This is a genomic window from Aquirufa rosea (genome assembly GCF_004118285.1).
In the GTDB taxonomy this organism is placed as follows: Bacteria; Bacteroidota; Bacteroidia; order Cytophagales; family Spirosomataceae; genus Aquirufa; species Aquirufa rosea.
Genome location: NZ_SDHY01000001.1, coordinates 257,955 through 281,444, shown reverse-complemented (window position 1 = coordinate 281,444; position 23,490 = coordinate 257,955). Strand labels below are relative to the sequence as shown.

Sequence of the window (23,490 nt, the reverse complement as noted above, 5' to 3'; positions counted from 1 at the left end):
AATGATAAAAATTACTTTTCCCGACGGGAATATTCGTGAGTATCAAGTGGGGGTAACTCCCATGGAAATAGCCCTATCCATTTCAGAAGGTTTAGCTAGAAATGTGCTGGCTGCCAAAGTAGATGAAAAAGTAGTAGATGCTTCTACTCCTATTCAAACGGATGCGAAAGTTCAATTGCTTACTTGGAATGATACGGATGGGAAAAAGACATTTTGGCATTCTTCTGCCCACTTAATGGCAGAGGCTATTGAGGCCTTATATCCTGGTACTAAGTTTGGAATTGGTCCAGCTATCGAGAATGGATTTTATTATGATATTGACCTAGGAGGTAAAGAATTTGGCAGTGATCAGTTCAAGCAAATAGAAGATAAAATGCTGGAATTGGCACGCCAAAAAAGTGAATATGTACGTAAGCCTATGTCCAAAGCGGATGCCATCACCTATTTTCAAGAAAAAGATGATGAGTATAAATTAGAGCTATTGGAGGGCCTTGAAGATGGTTCCATCACTTTCTATTCCCAGGGGAATTTCACCGACTTATGTCGTGGACCCCACATTCCTCAAACAGGCTTTATTAAATCCGTTAAGTTATTGAGTGTGGCGGGTGCTTACTGGCGAGGGGATGAAAAGCGTAAACAAATGACCAGAATTTACGCCATTACATTTCCTAAAGCCAAGGAATTAGAAGAGTATTTGTTTTTATTAGAAGAGGCCAAAAGAAGGGATCATAGAAAATTAGGAAAGGAATTAGAATTATTTGCTTTTTCAGAAAAAGTAGGTTTAGGATTGCCTTTATGGTTACCTAAAGGAACAATTTTGAGAGAGAGATTGGAGAATTTTTTACGTAGAGCTCAAGTAAGGGCGGGTTACTCTCCTGTGGTTACCCCACATATTGGTAGCAAGCAATTATACGTGACCTCAGGTCACTATGCCAAATACGGCAAAGATTCATTTCAGCCAATTCATACACCAGATGAAGATGAGGAATTTTTATTGAAACCGATGAATTGCCCTCATCATTGTGAAATTTACAAGACGAAGCCTCGCTCCTACAAGGATTTACCTTTGAGATTGGCGGAATTCGGTACGGTTTACCGTTATGAGCAATCTGGTGAATTACATGGACTTACTCGTGTACGTGGATTTACTCAAGATGATGCGCATATTTTCTGCCGTCCAGATCAGGTGGAGGATGAATTCATGAAAGTGATTGACTTGGTATTATATGTATTTAAAGCCTTGGGATTTCAGGAATTTTCTGCTCAGGTATCTTTACGGGATAAAACAGATAGAGAAAAGTACATTGGTCGTGATGAGGATTGGGAAAAGGCAGAGGCGGCTATCATCAAATCGGCAGAAGAAAAAGGGCTTCCTTATGTGATTGAATATGGTGAAGCTGCTTTTTATGGTCCTAAGTTGGACTTTATGGTTCGTGATGCCTTGGGTAGAAAGTGGCAATTAGGAACGATTCAGGTCGACTATCAATTGCCACAACGTTTTGAGTTGGAATATACGGGTTCGGACAATCAAAAGCATCGTCCGGTGATGATACATCGTGCCCCTTTTGGTTCTTTAGAACGTTTCGTGGCTATTTTAATCGAAAATACTGCAGGTAATTTCCCATTGTGGTTATCTCCGGATCAATTAGCGGTATTGCCTATTTCTGAAAAGTATGAGGACTATGCCAATGAAATCTATTTACGCCTGCAAGAGCGTGATTTGAGAGGTTATGTGGATCACCGGGATGAGAAGATTGGACGTAAAATTAGGGATGCGGAGGTTTCTAAAGTTCCATTCATGATCATTGTTGGAGATAAAGAACAGGCAGAGGGTATGGTGAGTATCCGTAAAAAAGGTCAGGGGGATTTAGGAACCATGACTTTAGATGCCTTTATGGCGATTGCACAAGAAGAAATACAACAATTAACTCAGGATAAATAGATTTTTCAGGAATATCAATTGCTTGAGAGTCTTTTGTTTGCAAATGCGTTAAAATTGATATAGATTTCGAATTGAATTCAAAAATTAACATTAATTATTAAACGAAAATTCACTTTATGGCTTTACGCCCCAATAACAATTACAGAGGAAATAAACGAGAAGAGGAACCTTATCGAATTAACAATTTAATTCGAGGTGTTGCAGAGGTTCGACTAGTTGGTGAAAATATAGAGCAAGGTGTGTATGAATTCTCGAAAGCCCTGGCTATTGCTGAATCTCAGAGTTTAGATTTGGTTGAAATCTCCCCTAATGCAGTTCCTCCTGTTTGTAAGGTCATTGATTATGCTAAATTCAAGTATGATCAAAAGAAGAAGCAAAAGGAAATCAAGGCCAACGCAACCAAAACGGTTATTAAGGAAATTCGTTTCGGTCCTAACACGGACGAGCATGATTTTAATTTCAAGTTAAAGCATGCTGTTAACTTTTTAAAAGAGGGCGCCAAAGTAAAAGCATATGTTCATTTTGTAGGACGTACCATTGTTTTTAAAGAGCGTGGTGAAATGTTGCTTTTGAATTTTGCCAAAGGTTTAGAGGATTTTGGCAAGCCAGATGATATGCCTAAGCTAGAAGGTAAGCGTATGAGCATTATCTTTTCTCCTAAAGCAGCCAAGAAATAATTTATTTTTTTTCGATTCAGAATGGGAATTCATGGGTATTTTTTATACTTTTGCATTCCCAATTTTTAATTTAATTTTTACTATAATGCCAAAAATTAAAACCAACTCTGGAGCAAAGAAACGTTTCAAGGTAACTGGAACTGGTAAAATTAAGCGTAAACACGCTTTCCATAGCCATATCCTTACTAAAAAAACGACTAAGCAGAAGCGTAACCTAGTTCATGCTACCTTAGTTTCTCCATCAGATATGGACCGTGTAAACTTAATGTTAGGTCTTTAATATCAATTTAGTTATTGTTCAACCAGAAATAAGGCCTAAAGTACTCGAAAGAGTCGCCTACATTTCAAAAAACAAATTTTTATGCCACGTAGTGTCAACCATGTAGCTTCAAGAGCTCGCAGAAAAAAAATTTTAAAATTAGCCAAAGGCTTTTATGGTCGCGGAAAGAATGTTTGGACCGTTGCCAAAAACAAAGTAGAGAAAGGTTTGCAATATGCATACCGTGATCGTAAGGTTAAGAAAAGAGACTTCAGAGGATTGTGGATTCAGCGTATTAATGCTGCCGCTCGTCAAGAAGGAATGTCTTACTCCGCTTTTATGGGTAAATTCAATAAATCAGGTATGACTTTAAATCGTAAAGTTCTTGCTGATTTAGCGATGAATCATCCAGAAGCATTCAAAGCAGTAGTTAAAAAACTAGGTTAATGCCTTTTTATGATACTCCTTAGAAAGTCCCAAAGAAATTTGGGACTTTTTTCATGTCCTATATGTATCTTTGTAGCCTACTCTTAGGCAAATATTTTGAAGCGTCCTGTCTATTTAGATTATGCTGCCACTACTCCCGTTTCTCAGGAAGTATTGCAGGCTATGCTTCCTTATTTTACAGATCAATTCGGTAATTCAGGTTCTAATCAGCACCTATTTGGTTGGGAAGCAGCTGATGCTGTGGAGGAATCCAGGAATTCCATTGCATCTTTTTTTCATGTAAAACCCTCTTCTATCCTTTTTACCTCAGGCGCTACAGAGTCCAACAATTTAGCTATCCTTGGATTATTAGAGCATCAAACTCCAGGACATATCATAAGCTCTGTCTTAGAACATAAGGCTGTGTTGGAGCCCTTAGCTCATTTAGCATCGAAAGGTTGGGAAATTACTTACTTAAAGCCTAATCTGGACGGCGAAATTACTTTAGAGCATTTTATTGCTTCGGTTAAGGAAAATACTCGATTGGTCTCTCTTCTGTGGGTAAATAATGAAATTGGTACAATTACCGATGTACCGGCAATTGCTCAATGGTGTTCTAATCACAGTATTATTTGTCACAGTGATGCTACGCAAGCTTTGGGTAAAATGGCTATTCAACATTTATATTTGCCTGATTTGTTGAGTTTTTCCGGGCATAAAATTTTTGGTCCTAAAGGTATTGGTGGACTTTATGTCAAACCTGGAATAGGTTTACAGGCTAGACAATGGGGCGGATCTCAAGAACGTAATTTACGAGCTGGTACATTGGCAGTTCCATTGATAGTTGGATTGGCCAAGGCCATTCAACAAATACCCCTATTATTGCAGTATTTACCTGAATTAGAAGCTAAGAAAAAGGATTTAGCGAATGAATTGAAAGCAAAATTGGGCAATTCCATTGTGATCAATTCAGATTCTCAAAATCAGGTGGCATCCATACTAAATGTATCAATTAAAGGAGTGGATTGGGAAAAATTATTTAGATCGATGCCCCTTTTGGCCATGTCAAATGGTTCTGCTTGCAATTCAAAATCAACTTTTCCATCTCATGTATTAAAAGCGTTGGGTAGGCCAGATGATATGGCATTGGCTAGTTTGCGTATTTCATTGGCGCATCCTTATTTACAAGAAAATCACGAATGGGTTAAACAATATTTGGTTCAACATTTACATCAATTAATTCATGAAAGATTGGATACAAATTTCGAATAGACTAGAAGAACTATTGTCAGAAAATGTCGAAATGGCGTTAGCCACTGTCGTACATGTAGAGGGCTCTGCATATCGTAGACCAGGTGCGCGCATGTTGGTTACGGGTGATGGAAATTGGTGGGGGGCCATCAGTGGTGGTTGTTTGGAAGGTGACATGTTGAAAAAGGCTCAAATGGCCATCATGACTCAAAAAATAAAATTAGTGACTTATGATACTCGTGAAGATGATCCTTTTCAGTTGGGCGTAGGTTTGGGATGTCAAGGATTAATAGATATCGTGATTAATCCAATTCGTTCCCATTTAGAGGCATTTTCGAAAGCATTGAAACAGGCTATTTCCTCTCATGAACCTGGCATATTATTAAGTGAGTGGGATGAGAATCAATTGGATCAATATAGTTTTAGCTATGTTCGAAATAGCGAATTATCAAGCATAGATGCTGATAAACAAGCGGTATTAGAAAATAAGATGGCTCTTTATCAACTTCGAGAAGGTAAATCACAACTTTGGGAATATGTTCCTCCCATGCCTAGAATATGGATTTTTGGTCACCAATTTGATGCTTTAGCTTTAATTCAGCAATTGAATCTTTTAGCTTGGGAAATTCATTGGGTTGGTAATGTCCCAAAAATGAATGTTATCGGCAAGAAGCTAGTACATCAAGTGTATGATTGGGAATCTGAGTGGGAAATATTAGCGGAGGATTGTTTGGTTATGATGACCCATGATTTTGATCGTGATGCGTTTTTGATGAAACGATTAATGTCTTACGTTAAAGTGGCTTATTGGGGGATTTTAGGTCCGCAAAAGCGTATGGATAAATTGGAGAATCAATTAAAAAAAGAAGGTTTCGATATTAGCTCAGTGCGAGCGTTTTTATCCAATCCTGTTGGCTTGGATATTGGTGCAGAAGGTCCCGAAGAAATTGCCATTTCTATCTTGGCGGAGATTATTGCTCAAAAAAATAATCGTAATGGACAGGCTTTAAAATATCGAAAATTGCCTATACACGTAGTTTAGAATTAGTTTATAGAAATTCCCATAAAAAACAAAAAACTCCCAACTTATCAGCTGGGAGTTTAAATAAACCTCTAAACCTATTTAACTATTTTACTTCCTCGAAAGCTACATCCTCCGCCTCTGTGGTTCCATTAGTTGAAGCATCAGTTGGATTTCCTGTAGGTTCTGCTGTTTGACCAGCAGCATACATTTCTTGTGAAGCAGCAGTCCAAGCTGTGTTCAATTTCTCTAAACCTGCATCAATTGCCGTTACATCTTGGGAAGCATGGGCTGTTTTTAATTCAGCTAAAGCTCCTTCAATGGCTGATTTGTTCCCTTCTGAAAGCTTCTCTCCATATTCTTTTAACTGCTTCTCAGATTGGAAAATCAAGGCATCAGCTTGGTTGATTTTTTCAACACGCTCTTTCTCAATTTTATCATTCGCTTCGTTGGCCTTTGCCTCGTTGCGCATTTTTTCAATTTCAGCATCTGTTAATCCACTGGAAGCCTCAATACGGATTTTTTGCTCCTTACCTGTTCCTTTGTCTTTAGCAGATACGTGTAAGATACCGTTGGCATCAATATCGAAAGTAACTTCAATTTGAGGTACTCCGCGTGGTGCTGGTGGCAATCCATCTAAGTGGAAGCGACCTAATGAACGGTTATCTTTCGCCATGGGTCTTTCCCCTTGCAATACATTTAACTCCACGGAAGGTTGGTTATCTGCGGCAGTAGAGAATACCTCTGACTTTTTGGTTGGAATAGTGGTATTTGCCTCGATTAATTTGGTAAACACCCCTCCCATCGTTTCAATACCTAAAGATAATGGAGTCACATCAAGTAACAAAACATCTTTTACTTCTCCCGTTAAAACTCCTCCTTGAATAGCAGCTCCTAGGGCTACAACTTCATCAGGATTAACGCCTTTAGAAGGTTTTCTTTCAAAGAATTTTTCTACTTCTTCCTGAATTCTAGGAATACGTGTAGATCCTCCTACTAAGATTACCTCATCAATATCTGAGTTAGAATACCCCGCATTTTTCATGGCTCTTTTGCAAGGCTCCAAAGTGCGCTGAATTAAACTGTCGGCTAACTGCTCGAATTTCGCGCGAGTTAAGTTACGAACCAAGTGTTTTGGAATTCCATTAACTGGCATGATGTATGGCAAGTTAATTTCTGTGGAAGCACTTGAACTTAATTCAATTTTAGCTTTCTCCGCAGCTTCTTTCAAGCGTTGAAGTGCCATTGGATCTTTACGCAAGTCGATGTTCTCGTCAGCAATAAATTCCTGAGCTAACCAGTCGATGATAACCTGATCGAAATCATCACCACCTAAGTGAGTGTCTCCATCTGTTGATTTAACTTCGAAAACGCCATCACCCAACTCTAAGATGGAAACGTCAAACGTTCCACCCCCTAAATCGAACACTGCGATTTTCATATCTTTACCTTGCTTGTCTACTCCATATGCCAAGGCAGCGGCTGTAGGCTCATTGATGATACGTTTTACCTCCAAACCAGCTATCTGTCCAGCTTCTTTGGTTGCTTGACGCTCTGCATCATTGAAGTAAGCAGGTACGGTAATTACGGCCTCTGATACAGATTGCCCCAAATAATCTTCTGCTGTTTGCTTCATCTTAGTTAAGATTTGCGCAGAAATTTCTTGTGGAGTATATAATCGATCACCGATGCGAACACGAGGGGTATCGTTGTTCCCCTTCTCAACCTGATATGATATGGTTTTTAATTCAGCACTTACATCACTATATTTTTTACCCATAAATCTTTTTACAGATGATATGGTATTTTGAGGATTAGTGATTGCTTGTCTTTTCGCAGGATCTCCAACTTTACGCTCACCATTCTCTAAAAACGCTACAATTGAGGGAGTTGTCCTTCTTCCTTCTGAGTTAGCAATGACCACTGCCTCATTCCCTTCCATTACGGCCACACACGAATTGGTGGTACCTAGGTCAATTCCAATAATTTTTCCCATGATTATTAAGTTATTTTTTCACTCCTTATTATCAAGGAATATGCCATGAAATTACTTTTTTACAAATGCTGACATATTGTCACTTATTGGCTAGGCAAATAATAAAATTGAATAATTTTCGACAGGAAATAGGCTTATATGTTATCTTTGCATAAAGAAAAATTGTTCAATTATGTCTGAATTTAATGACTTTACGTGGGTAGAAGGTTCAGAGCCTCATCGCCAGCGTACAAGAGAAATCATCAAGAAACATCCTGAAGTAAAAAAATTAATTGGCAAAAACCCCAATACCATTTGGTGGATTTTAGCCTGTGTCGGTATTCAAATCAGTTTAGCCTATTTTTTGAAAGATTCACCTGGGTGGATGATTGTGGCAGTAGCTTGGTTTATAGGTGCTTTTCCTACACACACTCTTTTTGTGTGTATCCACGAAACAGCGCATAATTTGGTTTTCAAAAAGAACTCTTGGAATGTTTTCGCAGGAATTATTGCCAACTTCCCTTCTTTATTCCCTACTGCAATTTCCTTCAAAAATTACCATTTGAAACACCATGCCTTTCAAGGAGTACATGAATTGGATGCTGATTTGCCAGATTACTGGGAAGCCAAATTGATCAACAATTATTTCATAGGTAAAGCTATTTGGTTATTGCTTTTCCCATTTTTTCAAGCGATTCGTACTATTCGCTGCATTGAATTAGCTGTATTTGATCGTTGGGTTATCATGAATATTGTGGCTCAGTTTGCCTTCGATGCACTGATCGTTTATTTATGGGGCTGGCCAGCACTAGCTTATATGGGTTTGAGTTTTATGTTTTCCGTTGGCTTGCATCCACTCGGTGCTCGTTGGATACAAGAGCATTACCTAGTTTTAGACAAAAACCAAGAAACCTACAGTTATTATGGAGGTTTGAATGGGATTAATATGAACGTAGGTTATCACAATGAACACCATGATATGCCTTCTATTCCTTGGAATAACCTTCCCAAGTTGAAAGCGGCAGCTCCAGAGTTTTATGATAATCTAAAATACCATACTTCCTTTGTTAAGCTTTTTTTTACCTTTTTATTCTCTCAAGAGGTAGGTTTATATTCACGTATTGCACGTAAAGAACGTGGTGGCGTAGTATTAACTGACGTTTCTACACCTGATATAGATTTAGTCAAAGAATAGAATAAGCACATGACATTCAAAAGGCCTCAATCTTGAGGCCTTTTTTTATACCAATATCGATGCATTTGGCTCGATGGAATGTTTTTTGCCATGTATGAGTAGCTCGACAGGATTAGTTGTTAAATTATAAATCACTACCCCCTCTTGTTTTACCCATACGTCTAAATGGCTATTCCTAAAATGAATTTTAAATCGATAGCTTTTCCATTGTTTAGGTAAAAATGGTGCTAAATGAAGTAAATTATTTTCAACGCTTTGACCGGCAAATCCTTTTATAATAGACATCCAGGTACCTGCCATGCTAGTAATGTGACAACCATCCTCCGTGTCATTATTGTAATCATCTAAATCCAATCGAGCGGCCCTAGTATAAAATTCATAGGATTTCTCTTCTTTACCCAGTTTTGCGGCTAAAATACTATGTACGCATGGACTTAAAGATGATTCATGTACGGTTAAGGGTTCATAAAAATTGTAGTTTCTGGATATTTCCTCTTGGGAGAAATGTGGTTCGAAAAAATACATACCTTGTAGTACATCCGCTTGTTTAATGTAGCAAGATCTTAAAATTCTATCCCAAGACCAATGCTGATGGATAGGTCTTTGATTGGCGGGTATTTGGTCTACTGGCGCAATTACTTTATCTAAAAAGCCATCTTGTTGTAAATAAATACCCCGTTTTTCATCTCTCGGATAATACATGTTACTCGCTATCTCTTCAAAGTCAGTTAATTCCTGCTCATCAAATTGACTTTGAATAAATTTCAATTTTGAATCCTCCGGAAACAGGTTTTTTATTTCTTGGTATACCTCCTGAACATAACTTAGACACCAGGCAGCTAGGTAATTGGTATACCAATTATTATTGGCATTATTCTCATATTCATTCGGTCCTGTTACTCCTAAAATGACATACTTTTGCAAATTTTCTGACCAATTGACGCGTTGTTTCCAAAATCTGGCGATGGCTAATAGGACATCCCAGCCATAATCAACCAAATGTTTTTTGTCATCTGTATATTGGACATAATCTTTGATTGCGTAAGCGATGGCCCCATTTCTGTGAATTTCCTCAAAAGTGATTTCCCATTCGTTGTGACACTCTTCGCCGTTCATAGTCACCATAGGATACAAGGCAGCTCCTTGACTAAAGCCTAATTTTTCAGCATTTTCTATGGCTTTATCTAATTGTTTCCAACGATAAATCAATAGATTCTTAGCCACATGACTAGGTGCAGTGGAAAGATAAAAAGGAATGCAATAAGCCTCTGTATCCCAATAAGTTGAACCTCCGTATTTTTCACCAGTAAATCCTTTGGGTCCTATGTTTAGGCGATCATCTTTTCCTGTGTAGGTTTGATTCAGTTGAAATATATTAAATCGAATGCCTTGTTGGGCAGCTACATCTCCTTCTATAATGATATCATTGATTTTCCATTTTTCAGCCCAAGCATTGGCTTGTTCTTGAAGCATCTTTTCAAAACCCTTTTGGCTTATTCTTTGTAGATAATCAAGTAACACCTGTTCAAAAGAATGGCTGGCATGGTTCTCTGAACTTAAGTTAACGGCATATTTATAGATACTTAAGGTCTCATTCTGTTTTATGTCTAATTGATAATGCAATGCACTGTACTTTTCTTTTAGTTCATAGCTGGGATTAATGTCTAATTTTTGACCATTTTGAAATATTTGGACTTCTTGACCAGTCATAACCTCAAAATTGGACTTCTTCGTTTTTGACCAAACACATGAGCGATTTTCCCAAGCATGCACTTTGACTTCTTCCCAAAATTTCTCCTGGTAATTGGAATCCTTATTTTTTACATCTCCATCGATAAAGGCTGAGATATGTATTTCTCCTGAAAAGTTGATAGGTGTAACTTGAAAGCAAATAGCACCGGATTCGTCATCTGCCATACTATTAAATCGAATGGACTGAATAAGCAACCTTTTGCCATTGGAAAGACTTATCTCGCATCTACGTAGCAAATAGCCCTCCTTCATATTTAATTCTCGATAAAAATCATGAATGGTGGCCTGATGTAGATCTACTTTTATTCCATCTAATTCCAAATCTATACCAATCCAATTGGCTGCATTGAGGACTTTAGCAAAATATTCGGGATAACCATTTTTCCACCATCCTACCCTCGTCTTATCTGGATAATAAACTCCAGCTACGTAATTTCCTTGAAGGGTTTTTCCTGAATAACTTTCTTCGAAATTGGCACGTTGTCCCATTCTTCCATTACCTAGTGAGAAAATGGACTCGGTTATTTCATTGTATTCTGGGTGGAATCGGTCTTCAATGACTTTCCATTCATCATGGATTAAATATTGTTTCATATATAAATTGACAATGCTTGATGTTATTTAAATTGTAATAATGATTGGGCATCAACTCCACTAAATGTAGGAATAATTTTATCAGCCCCTTTTAGTGTTTGATGCGTATCTATTCCAATTACCTTCATACCTGCTGCTTTTGCGGCCTCTATTCCAGCTTGTGCATCCTCAAATACGATGCATTCATTGGCTGAACAGTCTAAGGCTTCAGCGCCTTTTAAAAATACTTCTGGATTAGGTTTACTTGTCGTTACCACATTGCCATCGATAATGGCATCAAACCAAGGTAGCAATCCGGTTTTTTGTAAAATAATTTCGGCATTTTTACTGGCTGAGCCCAATGCTATTAAAAATCCTAATTCCTTGAGTTGTCCAAGGAAATCTAAAACACCCGGCAATATCTCCCCGGGATTCATTTGAGAAATCAGATTCAGATATGCCTCATTTTTTTCTCGGAGCCAAATTTCTTTAAGTTCGCTATTGGCTTGATAATTAGCCCATTGTAGTATTCTTTCTAAGGATTCTACTCGAGATATACCTTTTAGCTCTTCATTTTGCTCTAAGCTAAGGTCAAAGTTAAATCGATGAGCTAATTGTTTCCAGGCTTGATAATGATAAGAGGCAGTATCTACAAGCACTCCATCCAAATCAAATAAACAGGCTTTATAAATCATTACTAATTTTCTAGGGTCAATTCAATCATATCAAAAATACACTTTTTCTATGGCTAGGAAAAGTAATTTGCTCCTATTCATTCCATGATATGGATTTAGGGGAATAAGGGAAATTTGATTAATTTAGATAATTCAGATTAATCTTTTTCATTTTAATCGTTCGATGCAAGAAGTACGAAATCACAAGATCATTATATATCAGATGATGTTCCATTTATGGGGGAATACCAATACTAATTTGGTATATAATGGTTCATGTGAACAGAATGGCGTTACTAAATTTAAGGATGTCTCGGACAAGGCTTTACAGGCATTAGCTAATAAAGGTTTTACACATATATACGCCACTGGATTAATCGAGCATGCTACGATGGAGGATTTTTCTGCCTGGGGAATCCCTCTAGATCATCCATCCATCGTTAAAGGGAGGGCTGGCTCTCCTTTCGCTATCAAGGATTATTATGATGTTAATCCTTTTCTGGCCACTGATCCCTCCCAACGTTGGGAGGAATTCGAAGCGATGTTACAACGTATTCATCATTCCAATCTTAAATTAATCATTGATTTTGTTCCCAACCATTTAGCCAGACAATATCTTTCAGATAAAAAGCCAAAGGGAATTATTGATTTTGGAGTGAATGATCAAGTGGATAAGGCCTTTGACCCCAATAATAACTTTTATTACTTACCCGGTACTCAATTTTCTGTTCCTTCTGATTGGACTTGTCCTGTACCATGTACAATTCCCTATATTGAAATACCTGCGAAGGCCAGTGGTAACAATGTTTTTTCTGCACAGCCCTATAAAAATGATTGGTTTGAAACCGTCAAATTGAATTATGGAATCGATTTTCAACATCAGCAAGAAAAGCATTTTGACCCTGTTCCAGATACCTGGAATAAGCTTTTAGATGTTCTGATTTTTTGGACAAATGTGGGTGTAGATTCCTTTCGCTGTGATATGGCAGAAATGGTTCCCGTCGAGTTTTGGGCCTATGTTATTCCTAAAATAAAGGCTATTAATTCTGAAATAACCTTCATTGCGGAGATTTATCAGCCTCATCGTTATCATGATTACATTTTTAAAGGGGGATTTGATTATTTATATGATAAAGTAGGCTTATATGATGCGCTACGTCGATTAATGGAGGAAAAACCAGAGGCAAGCGTAGAGGATATAACGCGAGTATGGCAACAAGAGTCAGGGGAATTCGGAGAACATATGTTGCGTTTTTTAGAAAATCATGATGAAACGAGAATCAATAGCCCTGGATTTGCTCAGCATAATTTATGGTCGAGTATTCCAGCTATGGTGATTATAGCCTGCTTGCATCATGGGCCTATTATGCATTATATGGGCCAAGAATTTGCTGAGCCCGCCAATGAATGTGAAGGATTTAATGAGGCTTTGGATCGTACGACCATGTATGATTTTTGGCGGGTAGAAACTCATCAACGCTGGATGAATAAGGGCAAATTTGATGGGAGTTTATTAACCCTTCAGGAAAAGCAATTGGATGATTTTTATGTTAAGCTTTATCAATTCGTTCATTCCAATCCATGCATTCAGAGAGGTAAATTTTTCGATTTGCAATACGCGCAAAATGAAGAATATCCTAAGCGTAAAGTCTATGCTTTTTTACGATATACGGAGCAAGATTGCTTATTGATTGTATGTAATTTTGATGCCCATCAAGATTATACATTGGATATTATCATTCCAGAACTAGCCCTCAATATGATGGGGATGAATGATGTGGTGTTGAATTATATTCAAAGCTTTGTTCCTCCTCATTTACAAGGCTCTAAAGTTAATACGCAGGTTGTCTATTCAAATAGCGCTAACTTTTATCGAGTAGTTTCCAAAGGTAAATTGTGATATTTGATGCGAACAGCTTTCCTCTCATTTCTTCTTGTATATTCCTACTCTTGCTTTGCGCAAGATAAATGGATACCACTCGATTTACAGAATCGAATTCATTTGGCTAATAAACAGAAAAATCACATGATTTTAGCCGAATATTTTTTAGGTAAGCCTTACATAGCCTTCGCTTTATCTCCGGAGAATCCAGAGCGTGTTTATATTTCTCTAGAGGATTTTGATTGTGTCACTTTCATTGAAAATGTCATGTCACTATATGCTTCTAAGGGGCAAGATTCTTTGTACAAGAAGAATCTGATTTATTGGAGGTATTCCAATCCGAATGATATTCGATTTGAAACGCGCGAACACTATTTTACGAGTGCACTGCGTCGAATGGTCACGGAAAAGCGTTTGGAACAAGTGCATAGTCCAGTTGAAGTGAATAGTAAAAAGACATTTTCTTTTCTGTCTAATTTCTACCGTTCTAAAAATAAAAATATTTCGATTCCAGAATTACAACATATGGAACAGAAATTGGCCGGACAGTCCATAAGTTATTTCCCGACGGCTCAGGTGACTGGCATATTACCCTGGTTAAGGGATGGAGATATCATCACATTTGTTTCCAGAAGAAATAACTTAGATGTTCAGCACACGGGTTTTATAGTTCAAAAGAAAAAAAATTGGTATCTATTGCATGCCTCTCAAGAGGCAAAAAAAGTATGCATATCGGAAAAGAATTTAACAGATTACCTTAAATCACATCCCTCCTTTCTTGGCTTTCAGGTTTTTAGACCTAATTTTATTAAATGAAACAATACAATTTTGATCAAGTAATCGATCGTAAAAATACATCCAGTTACAAATGGGATAATCCATTATATGATGGCAAAACGATACTCCCAATGCCTGTGGCTGATATGGAGTTTGCTGTGGCAGATGAAATATTAGAGGCATTAGATAAAATAACTCAGCATGGTGTCTTAGGTTATTCCATCGTTCCTGATTCGCTAAAAGTACTTGCTCAAGCCAAATTAAAAAATGATTATGCTTGGGAAACTTCACTTGATTGGCAGGTTTGGTTACCTGGAATTGTGCCGGGCATAACCCTAGCCTGTGATATTTTTGCTAATGAAGAGAGAGGTGTTTTGACCCCTATTCCTGTTTATCATCCTTTTCATTTAATACCTACTTGGTTGGGTAGACCTTTGATTACTTTTCCCATGGTGGAGGAAAATGGTCGTTGGGTATATGATTTTACTGCCTTCGAGGAATCTTTACAACGAAAACCTGCCGTATTTTTATTTTGTAATCCTCATAATCCTGGTGGTACGGTATTTAATCAGGAGGAAATTAATCGAATTATTACCTTATGCAAGCAGTATGATTGTATGATTATCTCAGATGAGATTCATGCAGATTTGCAAATTTATCCTCAGTCCCAACATATTTGTATTGGTCAGCAGATCGAGGATATACCGTCGATTAGTTTTTTTGCCACTTCAAAGGCTTATAATACAGCTGGTTTGGGTGGATGTGTCGCCATTATCCCAGATAAAGTAACTCGAGAGGCTTTTGTGAAAAAAACCTTTGGATATATGCCCATGTTGAGTCGTCATAGTATTGACGTGATGACGGCCACCTATCAGCATGGGGCCAATTGGTTATCTCAGCTTCTGCCCTACTTGAAACAGAATCATGATTATTTAATGAATTTTATCCATCAATTCCCAGGTTTAAGGATGTTGCCACTCGAAGCCACCTATTTAGCCTGGATTTCTTATGATGAGACTTGGGGAGATTTACAAGTGCGTCTTTTAGAGAAAGGTCTTCATGTCTTACGAGGAGAGCAGTTCAAAGGGAAAAATTTTATTCGATTAAATTTTGCTTGTCCACTATCTCAAGTCAAAGAAGCCTGTCAGATCATAGCTAGTTTGATTCAGTGAAATGAAATCATTCATTCGGTTTTTTATGGTGATATTCCTCTTCAGTGTACTGGCGGGCATCATTTATTATATTCAGGTAGAGGAAGAAAATCAGCCCTCAACCGTATCTTTAGATGATGTAGATTTAGTTCAACGCTATGAGGATTCTTTGAAATACAATTTGAAGGAAGTTGATGTAGATAGAGAAAAAGAGAATGACAATCATTGGATAAGTCGAATTGAAGATTTTGAAGCAAGGGCAGAGTTGAAAAATCAGCATGTTTACCTGAGTATTTTAAAGGGAAGTCAAACCATTTTCTATAAGGTATTTAAAGCTACATCTGTTAGACAAATATTATCCACTGATTTAAATAGGAACATGCACCCTGAATTTTGGTTCTTGTTCTTTCAAGGAAAAAGTAGTCAAATACTTGTTTATGAATACTTTCAAGGGCAAATTAAAACCATTGAATTTCCTCAATTGAAAGGGAGGCAAAAGTTTGGTTACGCAGGAAATGATAGTTTACATGTAGATAAATCTTATATTGTAAGGTCATTTGATTTCAGGAATGATTCCTTTGCGGATTTTCCAAATGGCATAAGAGCTTGTTATTACAGCTTGGGTCTTGACCGAAGCTTTGTGTTAAATAAAACTTTAGACTTAGAAGATTTAAAACAATGAGTGAGCAAAAATTACGATCGCAACAGTGGTTTGGTAAGACAGGAAAGGATGGATTTATTTATCGGGCTTGGATGAAAAACCAAGGTATTCCAGATGATTATTTTCAAGGGAAGCCTGTTATTGGTATTTGTAATACTTGGTCTGAATTAACCCCTTGCAATGCTCATTTCAGAGAATTAGCTGAATTCGTTAAGAAGGGGGTCATTGAAGCAGGAGGTTTTCCAGTCGAATTTCCAGTGATGTCACTGGGGGAAACTTTAATAAAACCTACCGCCATGCTTTATCGGAATTTGGCCAGTATGGATGTTGAAGAATCTATTCGTGCTAATCCTATCGATGGAGTTGTATTAATGTGTGGTTGTGATAAAACGACTCCTTCTCTGGTGATGGGGGCTTGTAGTGTCGATTTGCCTAGTTTGGTTATTTCGGGAGGGCCCATGATGAAAGGCAAGTTTAAAGGAAAGGAAATTGGTACTTCCGATGTATGGCGTTTTGCCGAGGCATATAAATTAGGTGAATTATCTCAAGCAGAATTCATTGAGGCTGAGGCATGTATGGCTAGAACTCCTGGGCATTGTGCCGTTATGGGAACGGCTTCCACTATGGCCACTATGGTAGAGGCATTAGGTTTAAGTTTACCTCAAAATGCAGCCATTCCTGCGGCAGATGTGCGAAGAAAAGTGTTAGCCCAACAGTCGGGAAGAAGAATTGTGGAAATGGTCAAAGAAGATTTAAAACTATCGAAAGTTTTGAATCGTCAAGCATTTGAAAATGCGATTCGCGTCAATGCTGCTACAGGTGGTTCTACAAATTTTGTGATTCACTTATTAGCCATTGCAGGTAGAATAGGCGTTGAATTAGATTTGGATGATTTCGATAAATTTTCAAAGCAAGTTCCTTTATTAGCTAATATTCAACCTTCTGGAGTTCATTTCATGGAGGATTTATATTATGCAGGAGGCTTGCCTGCCTTGATGAATCAAATGAAAGAGTTTTTGCATACTGATATTATCACTGTAAATGGTAAAACCGTTGGGGAAAATATTGCAAATACTCCAATTTATGATTCAAACATTATTTCAACCTTGGAAACAGCTTTCAAACCAGATTCTGGCATTGCGGTTGTAAAAGGGAATTTAGCTCCTAATGGGGCTGTAGTTAAACCTAGTGCCGCTTCTCCTGAATTATTTAAACATCGTGGTAAGGCAGTTGTATTTGAAAATATTGAAGATTATCATGCTCGTGTGGATGATCCCAATTTGGATATTGACGAAACCTCTGTGATGGTATTGAAAAATGTTGGTCCGAAAGGATATCCTGGTATGGCAGAAGTGGGAAATATGGGTATACCTAAGAAATTATTGGAGAAAGGTGTCAAAGATATGGTACGAATCTCTGATGGTAGAATGAGTGGAACAGGATTTGGTACGGTAGTTTTACACGTTTCCCCAGAATCCGCTGCTGGTGGACCTCTAAATTGGGTGCAAAACGGTGATTATATTTCCTTGGATTTAGATAACAGATCTATCCACTGGGAAGTATCCGATGAAGAGTTAGAAGCTCGCAAATTGGCTCAACCATTTCAGGCTCAAGCCCATATTAGAGGATATGTAGGTTTGTTTATTGATCGTGTGTCTCAAGCGCATGAGGGGGCGGATTTTGATTTCCTAAAAGGTGGTTCTGGCTCTGTGGTAACAAGAGATTCTCATTAATGGATTTAAGTGAGAAGGGCATTTAGGTGCCCTTCTTAATAAAGAATATGTTAAAGTATATTGTAACGGGTGCTGCACAAGGTATTGGATTTGAGATAGTTAAATCTATTTTATTGCAAGGAGATTATGTGATTTGGAATGATGTAAATCAGGAACATATTGATAAAGCACAAGCTCAATTACATCACCAAGGATTATATCAGTTCTCCAGTATTTGTGCAGATGCAAGTTCAGATGATTTTTTGGAATCACTTAGCCATTTAATCGACCAAACACCAGGAACCTTAGCAGGATGTGTATGTAATGCAGGTATTACAACCTTTGGTGATTTCTGGTCTTATACCAAAGAATCTTTAGATCAAATTTTGAAGATTAATATCAAAGGAACTTTCTTTTTGGCTCAATTAGTCGCGAAAAAATTGAGGGATGCTGATCTTGGTGGTAGTATTTTACTGATGTCTTCTGTTACTGGGCATATAGCTCATCCCGATTTGGCAGCTTATGGAATGACCAAGGCGGCATTAAATCAATTAGCTAAAAATCTTGTCATTGATTTATCTCCGTATCAAATACGGATTAATACGATAAGTCCGGGTGCTACTTTGACAGAAAGAACCCTTTCAGATCAGGATTATCGTCGAGAATGGTCTTCCATTACTCCAATGGGCTGTCCTGCTACAGTAGAAGACATCGCTCAAGCTGCTTTATTTTTCTTATCGCCAAAATCTAAACATGTAACTGGCCAATCTTTGGTTATTGATGGCGGATGGACTTCGGTTGGAATACCTCCTAAGTGAATGGTGAATGGTAAATGGTGAATGGTAAATGGTGAATTATAATTTATAAATGGCTTGTCATAGTATAGCTTAATAATCGGGTTCATTCATCATTTATTCCCAAGTTTTCTCTAAAAAATTAATCCAGTTTTTATGGCAAATCTTTTCTACATCCTGGTGGCTGTATCCTCGTTTAACCAATAAATCTGGGATTTTTTGTAGGTCTGCAATACTCTGAATATCATATGGACATTGTTCCGTACCAAACCCACCGTCTAAATCTGTACCCAAACCCACATGATTAGTATTTCCAGCCAACTGACAAATATGATCTAAATGGTCAATCATGGTGTTTAAACTGACATTCATATTTTTTGGTGTAGACACTCCTCTTACCCAATTGGGTACCATCATCCAGGCATCTAAGGGCATACCGATAACCGCACCTCGACGTATTAATTCTTTGAACTGTTCATCCGTAAATTGGCGATTGTGATCTACTAAGGCTCGACAATTATGATGACTTGCCCAAACTGGACCATCATAATGCTCCATGGCTTCCCAAAAACTATCATCACATAAATGGGTGGCATCTAAGATGATTCCTAATTTTTCCATTCTACTTAACAAAGCTCTTCCACTTTCACCTAATCCTCCTGTGGCATTGGTCCCTTGAGCATATCTACCTGGCCCATAATGTGCAGGTCCTAAAGCCCTAAGTCCATATTGATAAGCGATATCTAGGTGATCAACCGTAATGATAGAATCTGCCCCTTCTAAACTTAAAATATAGCCGATCTTTTTTTTAGCATCTTGAGTAGAATTCCAATAATTCAAATGCTCTTGTAACTCATTCCAATTTCTTATCGGGGTCAATTCTCCCAAGGCTTCTAAAGCTTGGTAATAGGCTAATTGCCCTTGTGTTTGCGCCCAAGCCTGTTCAGGAGAATGCCATCCGGGTAAGCTAGAATTTTTATCTACATATCGAGCAATTTGGGTAGCCACTACAATTCCTATATTTCCCTTTCTCAACTCCTCCAATGAAATCACGGCATTTCCTCTGTCTGGCTTATCGGTCATTCCTCGCTCTCTTTCATTGATTTCTTGTAGGGTTGAGCGTAAATCTCTATTCCATTCCAAAGCATTCATGCTGAGGTCTAGGTGCGCATCAAATAGTAGCATCTTCTTAGATATTGATTTTTCTGTTTCTAGCTAATACTTCCCATTGGCCTACCAATTGATTATTTTCAATGACTTGCAAAGAAGCATGTAAGGCTACGGTAGGACATACATGATAGGGAATCATGTAAATTTCTTGACCTATTTCGAATGGACCAGAGTCCTCTACTTCAACTATGCCATGTTCTTCACTTTGACTAACAAGTTTAAAATCTGGATAGTCAACAAATCGTACACGGTTTTCAATAGAGTTTTCTGCAGCTACCGATTTATGGCCTAAATCCAAGCAAATAGTGTGTTGACTTGGTTTTGAAATTATTCGGCTTATGATATACAGCGCAGTTTGTAGGCTATTGGGGGGATAAAGAGGTGTATATCCTGCATCGAAAAATACAAATGTTCCGGGACTGCAAACAAAGTCTGGATTTTCACAGTGAACTAAAAAACTAGGTGTTCCTCCTACACAATATTCCAAGTGAGGAAATTCTGAGGAAGTAGCATGAATGAGCTGATGAAACTCGACAAAATCACGCTTAACATGGGCTTTTCTTTCATCAAGATTCAAATCACGAATATGTCCATCGTAGGCATGTAATCCTTCTAAATGAAGATGAGGTAAGCTTTTCACAACTTGCATCAATGATTCCGCTAGGCAAGGAAGAATGCCCGTCCGGTTCATGCCCACGTTAATGTCGATAAAAATTCCTATCTGTAGTTTTCTCTGTTGAAATACCTGAGAAAGAGTCTCAGCTGCTTGCTTGTCATCCACCAGACAGGCAAATTTACTTTGAGGATATTGTTGGACTAAATCTGCCAAACGGGACACATAGGGCCCGGTGGGCTGCATACTTAATAATATGGAAGGAGCTTTAGATAAAGCTAAAAGTTCCGCCTCGGCTATGGTAGCGCATTTGAATTGGGTAATCCCGACGGCCATCAGTAATTCATTGACCTCCTTGGTTTTATGTGTTTTTATATGTGGTCTTAATCGATCGGGATTTCCACCAACACATTGCAAGATGTAGGCTATATTTTTCTTTACCCTTTCAGGAAAGACAAGTAATCCAGGACTTTGAAGAGGAGCACTTGGTAAATTCATCTTAAATTAAAGCGCGATCTAAATGAGTATAACCTCCATCTACATGGATTAATTGACCAGTAGTATGGCTGGATTTTTTTGACATTAAAAAAGTAACCATATCACCTAATTCCTCTGGTGTGGTCATTCGCTTGCCTAAAGGTATTTTCTCTGTAATGGAGGCTAATGTTTCTTCCGGATTTGCTAAGGTTTTTAACCATTTATCATATAATGGAGTGTAGCATTCTGCTACAATGACAGCATTTACGCGTATCCCATATTTTAATAATTCTACTGCCCATTCACGTGTGAGAGCATTTCTTCCACCATTGGCGGCTGCGTAGGCGGAAGTCCCCCCCTGTCCTGTTTCTGCGACTTTGGAACCAATATTCACAATGGCTCCTTTGGATTGGATTAAATGAGGTAAACATGCCTTGGCCATTAAATAATAATGAATTAGGTTGGAGTGCAAAGACTGCATAAAACGCTCATAGCTGCCTAATTCAAGACTCACTCCATCATTAATACCAGCATTGTTCACCAATCCATCTATTTTCCCAAAAAATTGGTATATCTCATTCACTACACGTTCACATTCTTCTGGTTGGGTTAATTCAGCAACAAAAGAGAAGGCTTGTCCGCCCGTGGCTTGAATTTTTGCCACTGTTTTTTCGTTGTCTACCTTATTTCTACCCACGATGGCTACCATGGCAGATTCTAGCGCCAATGATTGACTGATTCCTTCTCCAATACCCTTGGCGCCCCCAGTAACGATGATGACCTTTTCTTTAAGTCCTAAGTTCATTATAATTCAACTTGATAAAATGATATACAATTATTCAACGAGATGTCCTCTTGCTCAGAAGGGCTCAACTCGGAGATACTCTCTTTAAATACTTCCACCCATTTTTCCAAAGGGGAAGCAACAAGCACCACGGGATAATCAGAACCAAACATGAGTCTTTTAGTACCAAAAACCTCCAATGCCACTTCGATCGATTCTTTTATTTCGTCTTTAGACCAATGAGCCCAATCTGCCTCCGTTACAAGCCCAGAAATTTTGGCAGAAACATGTTCTAAAGGCTTATAGCCCCGTATATCTTCCTTCCATTGTTTGAGATCCTTGGATTTGAATGGAGGTTTAGCCAAGTGATCCAGAACTAATTTTTGATTATCTACTTTTTGAGCAAATAATGCACTTTCCTTCAATTGATGAGGATAGATTAATATATCATAGGTATAATCAAATGAGGCTAATTCTTTGACACCTTGAATAAAGTTGGGTCTTTGGAAAAACAATGGGTCTTTTTCCGCCTGAATGACGTGGCGAAAGCCTATACATTTTTCAAATTGAGAAAAATATTCCAACCTTGGTTCTACATCATTACACTGTAAGTCAATCCAACCCACAACACCTTTGATGAAATCATTTTGCTCGGCTAGAGCCAGCAAAAATAAGGTTTCTTCTTCAGAAGAATCAGCTTGAACAGCTATGCAACCCTCAATTCCGTTATTTTGAAAGACGATTTGGCTTTCCTGAGGATAAAAGTCTCTTTGAATGGTTGACATCTCATCCGTAATCCAGGTATCCCTTTCCGGCTGATAATTCCAAAAATGTTGGTGAGCGTCAATGATTTTAGGCATGATAAGCTACGGCAGTTTGTTTTTGTTCACCAAGACCCTCCATTCCCAAAGTCATAACATCTCCCGGTTTTAAAAATAACGGAGGGTTTAATCCCAGTCCCACTCCATGGGGAGTGCCCGTAGAGATAACATCGCCAGGCAATAAGGTCATGAATTGAGATATGTAAGATACTATTTGAGGAACATTAAATATCAATTGACTGGTATTACTACTTTGAAATCTTTTGCCGTTGATGTCCAACCACATATTTAAGTTGTGGACATCCGTAATTTCATCCTTAGTGGCTAAAAATGGACCCAAAGGAGCAAAGGTATCGCAGCCTTTACCTTTAGACCAGTTACCTCCTCTTTCTAATTGAAATTCTCTTTCAGAAATATCATTATGTAAACAATAGCCAGCGACATAATTATAGGCATCTGATTCCTCCACATAAGAGGCCTTTTTGCCAATCACAATAGCAAATTCTACTTCCCAGTCCGTCTTAACTGAATTTTTAGGAATAATGACATCATCAAAAGGTCCACTTAAGGCAGAAGTGCTTTTGAAAAATAAGATTGGTTCGCTAGGAATAGCCGCTCCCGTTTCTTTGGCATGATCCGCATAATTTAGACCCACACAAATGATTTTGGAAGGTCTCGCTACACATGAACCTATTCTACCTGGTTTAGCAATAAGCGGTAAAGTTTCAGTCTGAACAATTTTATCTAATTTTTCTAAACCTCCATTTTCAAAAAAATCTTCATTGAAGTCAGTAAAGTACGCACTGACATCATAGTATTTATCTTCAATTAAGACGGCAGGTTTTTCTTTATTCAAGTCTCCTAAACGGACTAATTTCATGGGAATATATATTTACTCGATGA

At 38.0% G+C, this 23,490-nt stretch carries 21 protein-coding genes; 13 read left to right on the top strand and 8 right to left on the bottom strand.

Annotation, left to right across the window (positions count from 1 at the left end; genetic code table 11):
- Position 1 precedes the first annotated feature (1 nt).
- The 6 genes from thrS (at position 2) to ESB04_RS01255 (ending at position 5,597) form a co-directional block, all read left to right on the top strand.
- Positions 2-1,942: a threonine--tRNA ligase gene (gene thrS / locus ESB04_RS01280; RefSeq protein WP_129025444.1), complete on the top strand. Its 1,941-nt coding sequence runs from the start codon at positions 2-4 to the stop codon at positions 1,940-1,942.
- Between the two features lie 116 nt (positions 1,943-2,058).
- Positions 2,059-2,619: a translation initiation factor IF-3 gene (gene infC / locus ESB04_RS01275; RefSeq protein ID WP_129025442.1), complete on the top strand. Its 561-nt coding sequence runs from the start codon at positions 2,059-2,061 to the stop codon at positions 2,617-2,619.
- 85 nt (positions 2,620-2,704) lie between these two features.
- The gene (rpmI, locus tag ESB04_RS01270; protein WP_109323028.1) at positions 2,705-2,899 is read left to right on the top strand and encodes a 50S ribosomal protein L35; all 195 of its coding nucleotides are present in this window, start codon (positions 2,705-2,707) and stop codon (positions 2,897-2,899) included.
- Between the two features lie 81 nt (positions 2,900-2,980).
- A complete protein-coding gene (gene rplT / locus ESB04_RS01265) occupies positions 2,981-3,325 on the top strand; it encodes a 50S ribosomal protein L20 (RefSeq protein ID WP_129025440.1) in 345 nt (114 codons plus the stop codon).
- A 96-nt stretch (positions 3,326-3,421) separates the two neighbouring features.
- Entirely contained in the window at positions 3,422-4,576 is a 1,155-nt protein-coding gene (locus tag ESB04_RS01260) for a cysteine desulfurase family protein (RefSeq protein ID WP_164969566.1), read from the top strand.
- Positions 4,548-5,597 (top strand): XdhC family protein, encoded by a 1,050-nt coding sequence (locus ESB04_RS01255; protein ID WP_129025436.1) that lies wholly within the window; start codon positions 4,548-4,550, stop codon positions 5,595-5,597. Before ESB04_RS01260 ends, ESB04_RS01255 begins: the two co-directional genes overlap by 29 nt.
- An 85-nt stretch (positions 5,598-5,682) precedes the next feature.
- On the opposite strand, the gene dnaK is transcribed toward ESB04_RS01255, so the two are convergent.
- Positions 5,683-7,572 (bottom strand): molecular chaperone DnaK, encoded by a 1,890-nt coding sequence (dnaK, locus tag ESB04_RS01250; protein WP_129025434.1) that lies wholly within the window; start codon positions 7,570-7,572, stop codon positions 5,683-5,685.
- A 172-nt stretch (positions 7,573-7,744) separates the two neighbouring features.
- Here dnaK and ESB04_RS01245 point away from each other — a divergent pair, with 172 nt between their 5' ends.
- Complete coding sequence (locus ESB04_RS01245) at positions 7,745-8,746, top strand: fatty acid desaturase (RefSeq protein ID WP_129025432.1); 1,002 nt, start codon at positions 7,745-7,747, stop codon at positions 8,744-8,746.
- A gap of 45 nt (positions 8,747-8,791) precedes the next feature.
- Here ESB04_RS01245 and ESB04_RS01240 read toward each other — a convergent pair whose 3' ends face one another.
- Together ESB04_RS01240 and pgmB are read right to left on the bottom strand one after the other, a co-directional pair.
- Complete coding sequence (locus tag ESB04_RS01240; protein ID WP_129025430.1) at positions 8,792-11,092, bottom strand: family 65 glycosyl hydrolase domain-containing protein; 2,301 nt, start codon at positions 11,090-11,092, stop codon at positions 8,792-8,794.
- A gap of 23 nt (positions 11,093-11,115) precedes the next feature.
- Positions 11,116-11,766, bottom strand: a complete 651-nt coding sequence (gene pgmB, locus ESB04_RS01235; protein WP_129025428.1) for a beta-phosphoglucomutase — start codon at positions 11,764-11,766, stop codon at positions 11,116-11,118.
- A gap of 163 nt (positions 11,767-11,929) precedes the next feature.
- Here pgmB and ESB04_RS01230 point away from each other — a divergent pair, with 163 nt between their 5' ends.
- From ESB04_RS01230 to ESB04_RS01205, 6 genes are all read left to right on the top strand, one after another.
- Entirely contained in the window at positions 11,930-13,645 is a 1,716-nt protein-coding gene (locus ESB04_RS01230) for an alpha-amylase family glycosyl hydrolase (protein ID WP_129025426.1), read from the top strand.
- A gap of 126 nt (positions 13,646-13,771) precedes the next feature.
- A complete protein-coding gene (locus tag ESB04_RS01225) occupies positions 13,772-14,443 on the top strand; it encodes an N-acetylmuramoyl-L-alanine amidase-like domain-containing protein (RefSeq protein ID WP_164969565.1) in 672 nt (223 codons plus the stop codon).
- Complete coding sequence (locus ESB04_RS01220) at positions 14,440-15,576, top strand: MalY/PatB family protein (RefSeq protein ID WP_129025422.1); 1,137 nt, start codon at positions 14,440-14,442, stop codon at positions 15,574-15,576. The genes ESB04_RS01225 and ESB04_RS01220 overlap by 4 nt, the downstream gene beginning before the upstream one ends.
- Before the next feature lie 25 nt (positions 15,577-15,601).
- Positions 15,602-16,237, top strand: a complete 636-nt coding sequence (locus ESB04_RS01215; RefSeq protein ID WP_129025420.1) for a hypothetical protein — start codon at positions 15,602-15,604, stop codon at positions 16,235-16,237.
- The gene (locus ESB04_RS01210) at positions 16,234-17,949 is read left to right on the top strand and encodes an IlvD/Edd family dehydratase (protein WP_129025418.1); all 1,716 of its coding nucleotides are present in this window, start codon (positions 16,234-16,236) and stop codon (positions 17,947-17,949) included. Before ESB04_RS01215 ends, ESB04_RS01210 begins: the two co-directional genes overlap by 4 nt.
- Before the next feature lie 47 nt (positions 17,950-17,996).
- The gene (locus ESB04_RS01205) at positions 17,997-18,746 is read left to right on the top strand and encodes an SDR family NAD(P)-dependent oxidoreductase (RefSeq protein ID WP_129025416.1); all 750 of its coding nucleotides are present in this window, start codon (positions 17,997-17,999) and stop codon (positions 18,744-18,746) included.
- Positions 18,747-18,839: 93 nt separating this feature from the next.
- Here the strand turns inward: ESB04_RS01205 and ESB04_RS01200 are convergent, their stop codons facing one another.
- From ESB04_RS01200 to ESB04_RS01180, 5 genes are read right to left on the bottom strand one after another with little or no spacing between them, the layout of a single operon-like run.
- On the bottom strand, positions 18,840-19,907 hold the full coding sequence (locus ESB04_RS01200) for a dipeptidase (protein ID WP_129025414.1): 1,068 nt from the start codon (positions 19,905-19,907) through the stop codon (positions 18,840-18,842).
- Positions 19,908-19,911: 4 nt separating this feature from the next.
- Positions 19,912-21,003, bottom strand: a complete 1,092-nt coding sequence (locus ESB04_RS01195) for a D-TA family PLP-dependent enzyme (protein ID WP_129025412.1) — start codon at positions 21,001-21,003, stop codon at positions 19,912-19,914.
- Position 21,004: 1 nt separating this feature from the next.
- Positions 21,005-21,787 carry an L-fucose dehydrogenase gene (locus ESB04_RS01190; RefSeq protein ID WP_129025410.1) on the bottom strand — a complete coding sequence of 261 codons (783 nt, stop codon included), beginning with the start codon at positions 21,785-21,787 and terminating at the stop codon, positions 21,005-21,007.
- Positions 21,787-22,626, bottom strand: a complete 840-nt coding sequence (locus ESB04_RS01185) for an amidohydrolase family protein (protein WP_129025408.1) — start codon at positions 22,624-22,626, stop codon at positions 21,787-21,789. The genes ESB04_RS01190 and ESB04_RS01185 overlap by 1 nt, the downstream gene beginning before the upstream one ends.
- Positions 22,619-23,467: a fumarylacetoacetate hydrolase family protein gene (locus ESB04_RS01180; protein WP_129025406.1), complete on the bottom strand. Its 849-nt coding sequence runs from the start codon at positions 23,465-23,467 to the stop codon at positions 22,619-22,621. Before ESB04_RS01180 ends, ESB04_RS01185 begins: the two co-directional genes overlap by 8 nt.
- Positions 23,468-23,490: the final 23 nt, after the last annotated feature.